At 53.2% G+C, this 8,501-nt stretch carries 9 protein-coding genes (1 of these 9 cut by a window edge); 5 read left to right on the forward strand and 4 right to left on the reverse strand.

Annotation, left to right across the window (positions count from 1 at the left end; translation table 11 throughout):
- Positions 1-13: 13 nt before the first annotated feature.
- Entirely contained in the window at positions 14-604 is a 591-nt protein-coding gene (locus tag ACFWUL_RS11290; RefSeq protein ID WP_416177365.1) for a nitroreductase family protein, read from the forward strand.
- 456 nt (positions 605-1,060) lie between these two features.
- Complete coding sequence (locus ACFWUL_RS11295; protein ID WP_416177047.1) at positions 1,061-1,228, forward strand: hypothetical protein; 168 nt, start codon at positions 1,061-1,063, stop codon at positions 1,226-1,228.
- A 166-nt stretch (positions 1,229-1,394) separates the two neighbouring features.
- On the opposite strand, the gene ACFWUL_RS11300 is transcribed toward ACFWUL_RS11295, so the two are convergent.
- From ACFWUL_RS11300 to ACFWUL_RS11315, 4 genes are all read right to left on the reverse strand, one after another.
- Positions 1,395-1,874, reverse strand: coding sequence for an MlaD family protein (locus ACFWUL_RS11300; protein WP_297020452.1), 480 nt, complete (start codon positions 1,872-1,874; stop codon positions 1,395-1,397).
- 51 nt (positions 1,875-1,925) lie between these two features.
- Complete coding sequence (locus ACFWUL_RS11305; protein ID WP_297020453.1) at positions 1,926-2,585, reverse strand: hypothetical protein; 660 nt, start codon at positions 2,583-2,585, stop codon at positions 1,926-1,928.
- Positions 2,586-2,800: 215 nt separating this feature from the next.
- On the reverse strand, positions 2,801-3,244 hold the full coding sequence (locus ACFWUL_RS11310) for a universal stress protein (protein ID WP_416177366.1): 444 nt from the start codon (positions 3,242-3,244) through the stop codon (positions 2,801-2,803).
- A 78-nt stretch (positions 3,245-3,322) separates the two neighbouring features.
- Positions 3,323-3,751 (reverse strand): universal stress protein, encoded by a 429-nt coding sequence (locus ACFWUL_RS11315; protein ID WP_297020469.1) that lies wholly within the window; start codon positions 3,749-3,751, stop codon positions 3,323-3,325.
- Between the two features lie 266 nt (positions 3,752-4,017).
- On the opposite strand from ACFWUL_RS11315, the gene ACFWUL_RS11320 reads away from it, so the two are divergent.
- The 3 genes from ACFWUL_RS11320 to ACFWUL_RS11330 all read left to right on the forward strand — a co-directional run.
- Positions 4,018-5,511: an ISLre2 family transposase gene (locus ACFWUL_RS11320; RefSeq protein ID WP_416177367.1), complete on the forward strand. Its 1,494-nt coding sequence runs from the start codon at positions 4,018-4,020 to the stop codon at positions 5,509-5,511.
- Positions 5,512-5,849: 338 nt separating this feature from the next.
- A complete protein-coding gene (locus ACFWUL_RS11325) occupies positions 5,850-7,982 on the forward strand; it encodes an McrB family protein (RefSeq protein ID WP_416177368.1) in 2,133 nt (710 codons plus the stop codon).
- Positions 7,966-8,501 carry the 5' end (the start) of a nuclease domain-containing protein gene (locus ACFWUL_RS11330; protein ID WP_416177370.1) on the forward strand. The gene runs 1,216 nt beyond the window's last position, so the window shows 536 of its 1,752 coding nt (coding positions 1-536); it begins with the start codon at positions 7,966-7,968; its stop codon lies beyond the right edge, outside the window. Before ACFWUL_RS11325 ends, ACFWUL_RS11330 begins: the two co-directional genes overlap by 17 nt.

Raw genomic sequence — 8,501 nt, forward strand, 5'->3', positions numbered from 1 at the left:
AGGTGGAAATACTATGTATAATGTGATTTTCAAGAGAAGAAGTGTACGTTTCTTCAAGGATACCGACATTTCCAAGGTAGACATGCGGGAAATCCTCCGGGCCGGCATGTGGGCGCCGTCTGCCAAGAACCGGCAGCCCTGGAAATTCATCGTGGTCAAGGGAGACAGCAAGAAGGAAGCCCTGGACCTCATGGAAAAGGGAATCGAAAAATCCGAGAAGGGGGAAGGAGTCCTGGCAGGAGCTCCGGAACTCTACACCAATGCACGGTTCACCCTGCGCTGCATGGCGGAAGCACCGGTCCTTGTGTTCGTAGTGAATCCCAATGGCCGTCCGCTGACAGACAACTGGACAACCGCTGAAAAGATCCATGAACTTTCCGACGTGCAGGCCATCGGTGCCGCTGCGGAAAACATGGCACTCCAGGCAACCACCATGGGTATCGGAAGCCTTTGGATCGGCAATGTGTTCTTTGCCTATGAGGAACTCCATGAATGGCTGGGTGAGGGGGAAATGGTACTGGCCATGTCCTTTGGCTATCCGAACCACCATCCCTGCCCCCTGGCAAGAAAGAGCGAAGAAGAAGTCATCGAAGTCCGGGACTGACAATAAAAAAGACGCTGCGAAGGCAGCGCTTTTTTATTGGTGCGCCCAGCATGGGCGTATTCTCAAGGGTGAAAGTCCCAAGACTACCCGACAGCGGGAAGGTCATAGCTGAACACCAAGGGTGTCCATCGTGAGGTGGAATCTGAAGGAAGGTGCAGGCAAATCTCCGGTCCGATGTACAAGAACCACATAAGGCTAATACAGGGTGGATAAGGTTGCCAAACAAACTGAAGTCCCATAGCTGTACGGAATCCTGTAGAGTAGATGTGGCGGATAGATGGAGAGAAAGAATACGTTCTTACCTGGGGAGGTCTCACGGACACAGCAGAATAAGGCTGTATTTACTGGGCTGTGCTGTGGTTGAAATAAGATTTGCCGTGAGAAGTCAGCAGAGGCCATAGTACCAGATGGCTCATGGGCATCTGGGAAGGGCCGAACTTTAGGAGATGTTAGTCAATGAAAGTAACCAACCATGGGCTTAAAGGCAGACAACTTCAGAAAGAAGACTACTGGCAGAAAGTAGCTGCGGAACAGCAAGGATATGCCGGAGTGCCCATCCATGTGAGGATTGCTGAAAACAACAACATCATCGCAGACTTGCATAAGCAGGAATGCGAAAACTAAGGAACCGCCGTATACCGAACGGTACGTACGGTGGTGTGAGAGGTCGGCGGGCCGATGCCCGCCTCCTACTCGATCTGAAAGCCGGCAGGCCGGCCAATCTGCGGCAGCTGCCGATTTACGGGCAGAGCCATTGGGGCGGGAGCGGCTTTCCTGTCAGCCATTTTTCTCAGTCCTGCTTTTTTAATTCTTCCATACTCTGCTGCATGCTCTTTGCGGTATCCAGCAGGTGGCCCGCCTTGGTCATGAGCTTATCCATGCGGTCACTCCTGTATTCCTGCACCGTCATGCCATCGGAAAGGGGCGTGGACCCGGGACGGCCTCCGGAAATTTTCACGTACAGGTCTCCGACCACCCCATTCGTGTCAATGGTGAACCGGGCATCCTGGGGAATGACCGCGGTCTTTTTGATATCCATATCCAGGATAGCCTTACCCCCTTCTATCCGGATTTTCCGGACATTGCCCACATAGACGCCGGCATAGAGGACCTGCGCATTTTCACGAATTCCCTGGGCGTTGTCGAAGACAGCGTGAATCTCATAGGTGTGCCGGTGGAAAAGGCGGGAAGGGGATGCAAAGAGTCCCACAGCCCCTATCATAAGGGCCAGGAAAAATACGGCGATTCCTATTTTTGTTTCCCTGCTCATGGTCAGACTCCTTGCTGTAAAATTTGGTTACTCCCTTCCGGGGAGGGAAAATCAGATGTTCATCTGCTCTCCATAGTCATCGATAAAAGGAATTTCCCGGGCCCTGAGAAATTTCCGGAGGGTCAGATAGTCTTCCAGACGGAGCTCCATGCCTTCCAGAAGGTAATGGCCATCCTTTCCTTTGATGTAGAGGGAAGGGGTGTTGGTTGTGATGGCCCGGCCATGATGGAAATAAAATCCCCATTCCTCCCTGGGTGATCCGTCGCGGCGGCGGACAAGGGCGACTTCCCTGGCATCCTGCCAATCGGTGGTGACCTGCTCCCCGTCCATGGTATATACCAGGAGGCCATAGGGCTGGTGGATTTCAAAGGCCTGGTGCTCCTGTCGATGCAGGCGGTATGCCGAATACAGGAAGGGCGCTTCTATGAGGACCAGAATAAAAATCCCCAGACAAAGATACAGAAAGGAACGGAAGGACCGGGGCCAGAAGAGGACCAGGTAAATCAGGAAAAAATATAATATGATGATACACAGGGTATCCAGATATCCAATTCTCCGAGGGCGGACAGGCCAAATCCGGGGTGGGTCAGTGATGCGGGGAAGAAGGGCCTTCACCCTGTGTCGGATAAACCAGCGCACAGCACCGGTTGCTTCTGACAGGGGTATGGCGATGACAGGGACCATCATCAGGAATATAAACAGGTCTTCCATAGGCCACCTCCCCGGGCTGGACCAATTCTTAATTTATGTATATCATACCATGAACGGGAAAGGCTGGGGCAGCGGTTTGGCAGGCTGACCCGGCAAGAGCACGGGCACTTTGTCCGTGGGTGTACGATGCCGCCTCGGTCGGGACAGCTTTTCCGGCAGCCATGGGGACCATAAAAAAAGAGCAGCGTCGAATCACTGCTCTTTTTTCCTGTTTTTTATTTCACCAGCATCACCGGGCATTTTACGTGGTGAATGGTGTAGTAGCTCACACTGCCCATGAACATGGAGGACAGGGAGGTACGACCGCTGGTACCCATGATGATGAGGTCCGGTTTCTCATCTTCCGCAGTAAGGGCAATCATCACTTCCGGCACCCCCATGAGGAGGTCCTGCTTAATTTTCGTCCCTTCGGGAACGGTTTTCATGAGGCGGGCCAGTACGGCGGCGCCCTTTTCCTTCAGGGGACTGGTATCATCATTTGCTTCTTTCATGTGGATCGTGAAGTCCGGGGAACTCATACTTTCCGCATCGGCCACGTAAATGACATGGATTTCCGCATCAAAGAGGGCGGCTATCTGGAGCCCCTTTTCGAAGGCGTGGGTGGACATTTTCGAATCGTCCACAGGAATCAGAATCTTATGTATTTCTCTATGAATCATAAAAATCCCTTCTTTCTGCAGGAAAGAAACCTCTTTTCCCTGCACCTGCCGGCGTGCCGGCTTATGGACTCTATGGATTTACTTTACGATAAGGACCGGGCATTTGGCATGGTGCACGGTGTAATGGCTCACGCTGCCCATGACAAAGGAGGAAACGGAACCTTTGCCGCTGTTGCCCATGACGATGAGGTCCACCTCTTCCGCCTCTGCCGTGCGGATGATGGAGGATCCCGGAACGCCGATATTTACGATCTGGCGGACTTTCACATCCTCCGGTGCATCATTGGCGTAGAGGGCAAGGGTATCTTCCCCTCTCTTCTTGATGGAGGTGGTGTCCGATTCTGCCAGGCTTACCCGGTATACCGGATAAATGAGGGTATCCGCATCCACCACGTAGAGCAGGATCACTTCGGCCCCTGTCTTTTCCGCGAAGGCGCAGGCATAGGAAAAGGCCCTTTCTGACGGGTCAGAACCATCAACGGGAACAAGTATCTTTTTAATCTCCATAATAAGACCTCCTTCGGGTGATTTCTTCCCATAATCTTCTAACCTCATTATAACAGATTCCGGGACCGGCGGGGAGGAAAAGGACCCTGTTTTTCCCTTTCTTTTGGGATTTCCCGCCTCCCAGGCCCTGGGCAGGGGAGGCGGTCTTAGTGTAAAATGTTTCTCGGTAGAGGATTTCTCCCCTGCTGGATAGAAAAGGGAAGAGTCCCCTTTGATGGAAATGTTATAATTTCCTTGCAACAAATCAAAAGAAAGGACTCTTCCCAATGAGCATTTTATCAGAGAATATCGAACTTTTCAAACCTTTTATTCAGGAGGAAATTCTCAAGAGTATCAAGGACACCAAGGATTCACTGGCCATGGAGCAGGTTCTCTGGCACCTCTTCACGGAACTCTTTGGCCTTCTTGTGGCGACGGCCTTCGAAATGATCGATGGGGAGCTGTATGAGAGGGTCTACAAGCCTCAGGGGTGGCGGATTTCCCGGCGGGATTCCAGAACCATATACTGCCTGTTTGGTCCTGTCACCTACAAGCGGAGGCGGCTGGAGATGGCCGGAAAGCAGGGATTTTACCCATTAGATAAGAAATTTGGATTTCTGCCTTCCCGTCACTATAGCATGGGAGTGATTCTGCGCATTGCCCAGGCTGCCCAGGTTACCCAGTTCCGTAATGTGAGCCATATCGTGAAAACTCTGACCCAGACGGATATTTCACATCAGACAGTTTCAAATCTCAGCCGCACTGCCGCCCAAATGGTTAGAAAATACGAAGCAGCAGATGCAGCCATGGAGCAGGCCGAGAAGAGAGTACCGGAGGACGGGCTGCTGGCTATTGAGGGCGATGGGATTGTAATGAAGCAGCAGGCGGACCCCGTCACCGATACCAAAGGCGGCCAGAACATAGAACTTCACCGAATCCAGGTCTATGAGGGCGTCGAGAAGAATGGAAAACGTTCGAGACTGACAGGGTACCACTGCTTCTCTGGAACGGATAGGAAAAGGCTGTTTGAACTCGTCAAGGTGTGGGTGCATGGCCGGTACAATCTGAGCGAGATTACAGTACTTTCCAACGGGGATGGCGGAGCAGGATATAATTTCGATGACTTCGACAATATTGTCGAGGGATGCAAGACACATTACCATTTCCGGGACAGATACCATGTGAATGAGAAAGTGCGGACCCGCCTCAGCTTCTGCCCACGTGGATTCATCGATAAATTCGTGCTTGAACTGAATAAGAGCAGAAATGTCATCACAGATATGAAGCCATATCTGGATACGGCTGCCAGCTACGCAGAAACAGAAGAACAGGCCGAGCAGGTACGGAGACTGGCAGACTATCTGAGCCGCAACGCCGACTATATCCCGGGCATCCGGGAGCGCGGAATCCGAACCGATATCCACCTGGGGGCAGCTGAAAGCGACCACCGACGCTATAGCTACCGTCTGAAAAAGCAGGGGCGCAGCTGGTGCAGGATAGGTATGGATTCAATAGGCACGCTGATTACTGCTACCCAGAATGACACTTTGGAAAAAGCCCTGATTTACTGTGCTGCAGGCAAAGCCTACAAGAAGATGGACCGGCAGATGCATAAGGCGGTCGTAGCAGCCGTAAAAACGAACCGCAAAGCCGCCAGGGACGCTAAATGGCACAGGAACGCACGGAATTACCGTCCCGGGTGCCTGGAAGGCCGTATAGGCGTATACGGAGCGACTTCAACTCCGATGGGCCAGCTTGCTAAAGCGATACAGATTTATTGAGAAAGCAGAGGCTGGGAAACCTGATAACATCGACTGTCAAATAAAGTACCGAGAAAACCTTGACACATACGGAGGCGGTTTTCCTGCTTTTTTCTACCATTGCCGTATGATAAAATATAGAAAGTCCAAAGCCTTTTAATTTGGGCTTTTCCGAAAGGAAAATCTTTGGGAGGATCCTGATTCGAATGTTCCGCTGCTCTTTAAGGATTCATGATGGAATCGGGATTTCCTTTAAACCGTACAGCCGGTGCGAAACAGATTTCGCAAGCTGGTGGGAGAGTTTCTCTCCATTTGTTACGAAAGAGATTTCGTACATTTTTAGAAAGAAGGAATTTCATATGGGTAATTACAGCAATTCCGATAATTCCTACCGCCCCGCCGACGGTAAGGTGCTGGGGCGCGTCCGCCCGGAGGTCAAAGCATCTACACCGCAGGAGGGCATGAGGGATTATCGTTTTTTTGTGGATCCCCTGTCGCCGCTGCCCAAGGGATATGAAGATTCGGAGAAACACGGTTTTACCGGATTCCTGAGCAATATCGTAAGTGAAGACAGTGAATTCATGACTGCCAGCGGATACAACGGCCTCAGCAACGGGTACAATGCGTTCAGCAATGAGGAGGAAGCGGAGGCCTATCTGAAGGAGACCTGCGGAAATGCGTTTGTCACATTTACACCGGCCCTGAAAAAGAATAAGTTCTTTGTTGTCGATGACCTGCAGATTGAGGAACGGGTTCCCTTCGCCCTGGAAGGGGAGAGCCGGTATTATCCGGTACCTGCCTTCGGCACGGTGAGCCAACCGATATTCTCGGGAGATATTAATAAATTCTGCTACCATATCCTGTCCGGCAAGCCCCTGCCGGGACTGCCCAAGAAGTACTGGAATAATGATGTGCAGCCCCGGGTGCTCGTGGCCGCCACATCCCGGACCTTTGAAGACAAGCTGGGGCCCTGGGTGGTCTTTGCCCCCCTTTTTGATGAGACCTTTGACTCCTCGGTCATCGGGGAAGGAGGAGCCTATTTCCGGGTCAAGAATCAAGGCTCCCTGGGATATGGCACGGTGGACATGAAGAATTCGGAGCTCTTCTCCCGCCTTGTCCGCTGCAGCCATTCTCCCCTGTGGTTCGTGCCGGAAGAATTCCTGCCGGACCTTCGGAAGGGACTCCGCCCGGTGCCACCGGACGGGGATCTCCTCCGGGACAGCGGAATCCTGGTGAATCCCTTCGACCAGGAAACCATTTTTATTACGAAGAAGGGGATTTGCCGGAACTTTGACCTGCCGGAAACGGAAGATGTGGACAGCACGGCCCGGGATCTCACATCGGAAGAAAAACCATCGGCAGTGGAGGATACGGAAAAGGAAGTGGCTTCGGAAGAAAAGAAGGAGAAGCCAATGGGAGAGTCCGACTTCCTTCTCCGCCTGTCCGATGCAGCGGCCAATTCCGGCCTCCTCTATGAGAAGGAGGATCTCATCAATTTCCATGTGTCCATGAAGTCTTCCCGCCTCACCATCCTGGCCGGCATGAGCGGTACCGGGAAGTCCGGCCTCGTCCGCCTCTACGGACGGGCCCTGGGCCTTCCGGAGGAACAGGTGCGGTTTCTGGCGGTGCGGCCATCCTGGATGGACGATGGCGACATCCTTGGCTATGTGGATATGAAGAATATGGTGTACCGCAGCGCTGATACAGGGCTGGCGGAACTCCTCATCCAGGCGGCAGCCCATCCGGAGAAACTGTACCTCCTCTGCTTCGATGAGATGAACCTGGCCCGGGTGGAACACTACTTTGCCCAGTTCATTTCGGTACTGGAAAAGGAAGAAAATCCGGTAATCCGCCTGTACAACCCATCCCTGGCAGGAAAGCTGTACAACAGCAGCGCCTATCCGGCAGAAATCCCGGTGGGCCGGAATGTACTCTTCACGGGCACCGTGAATGTGGATGAATCCACCTATCACTTTTCTGATAAGATCCTGGACCGGGCCAATGTGATTACCCTGCACCAGGGGCGGTTCCACGACCTTCTGGACCTGGGAAAGGAAGAGCCTGTGGAGTACCCGGAAATTTCCGCTTCCCTCTATGATTCCTTCCGGAAAGACGGAGGACTGGGACTGACGGAAAAGGAACTGGACCTGCTGGACGCCCTGAATGATGCTTTCCACAAGAGCGGTATCCAGTGCGGCATCGGCTTCCGGGTGGCCCGGCAGATGGGCCGGTACCTTGCCAACATTCCGGAGGACCTTGATTTCAGCCATGCCGATGGATTGGATTCCCAGGTGGTCCAGCGGATCCTTACGAAACTCCGGGGATCTTCCCAGCAGCTCATGGGCCTTGTTTCCTTCAATGACAAGGGAGAACTGTCGGGCTCCCTCCTGCAGGTACTGAACCGGTTCAGCGGCCTCTCCGCCTTTGATAGGTCCCGGGCGGTGCTGGAAGAAAAAGCCGGGGAGCTGAAGCTCTATGACTACACCATCTAAGCTGCCATTCAGCCTGTCCTTCTCCGGCGGCACCGAAAGGGGACTGCGCCCTTTTACCAGGATGACAAGGAATCCCAGGGAATTGGGGAAAGCCCTGCGGCCGGGAATGCAGTTCACGGAAAACCAGGATATTTCCGTCCGCTTTGAAGCACCCCGGGGATTCCGGTTCACCATGGACGGCCTGGACGTGGTGACCATTCCGGGGGCAGAAGAGGAGGATGGGCAATCCTGGATCACCCCGGCCCGGCGCCAGCAGCCGCCGGTGCTCCTCTTCGAGGGCCAGGATTTTCCCCTGGTGCCGGGATACTATGTGCTTACGGTGGAAGGAAATGGCCATAGCTGGTACGGCGTTATGGAAATCACGCCGAAGTACCTGGGAAAGCAGGCCTGGCAGGACATGCGGGATGAACTGGCCGAAGAAATCCGGACCCTGTCCTTTGATTTCATGAAGAAAAATATCCACCTTCCCCGGACCCTGGAGGGGGACATGGGCATCGATTCATCCATGCTTCTCCGGTT

It is taken from the genome of Dialister sp., from assembly GCF_047832375.1.
Taxonomy (GTDB): domain Bacteria; phylum Bacillota; class Negativicutes; order Veillonellales; family Dialisteraceae; genus Dialister.

Excerpts from the sequence above, each read along its gene's own strand:
- ACFWUL_RS11290 (WP_416177365.1), top strand. The coding sequence starts at position 14 with ATGTATAATGTGATTTTCAAGAGAAGAAGTGTACGTTTCTTCAAGGAT.
- ACFWUL_RS11295 (WP_416177047.1), top strand. The coding sequence starts at position 1,061 with ATGAAAGTAACCAACCATGGGCTTAAAGGCAGACAACTTCAGAAAGAA.
- ACFWUL_RS11300 (WP_297020452.1), bottom strand. The coding sequence starts at position 1,874 with ATGAGCAGGGAAACAAAAATAGGAATCGCCGTATTTTTCCTGGCCCTT.
- ACFWUL_RS11305 (WP_297020453.1), bottom strand. The coding sequence starts at position 2,585 with ATGGAAGACCTGTTTATATTCCTGATGATGGTCCCTGTCATCGCCATA.
- ACFWUL_RS11310 (WP_416177366.1), bottom strand. The coding sequence starts at position 3,244 with ATGATTCATAGAGAAATACATAAGATTCTGATTCCTGTGGACGATTCG.
- ACFWUL_RS11315 (WP_297020469.1), bottom strand. The coding sequence starts at position 3,751 with ATGGAGATTAAAAAGATACTTGTTCCCGTTGATGGTTCTGACCCGTCA.
- ACFWUL_RS11320 (WP_416177367.1), top strand. The coding sequence starts at position 4,018 with ATGAGCATTTTATCAGAGAATATCGAACTTTTCAAACCTTTTATTCAG.
- ACFWUL_RS11325 (WP_416177368.1), top strand. The coding sequence starts at position 5,850 with ATGGGTAATTACAGCAATTCCGATAATTCCTACCGCCCCGCCGACGGT.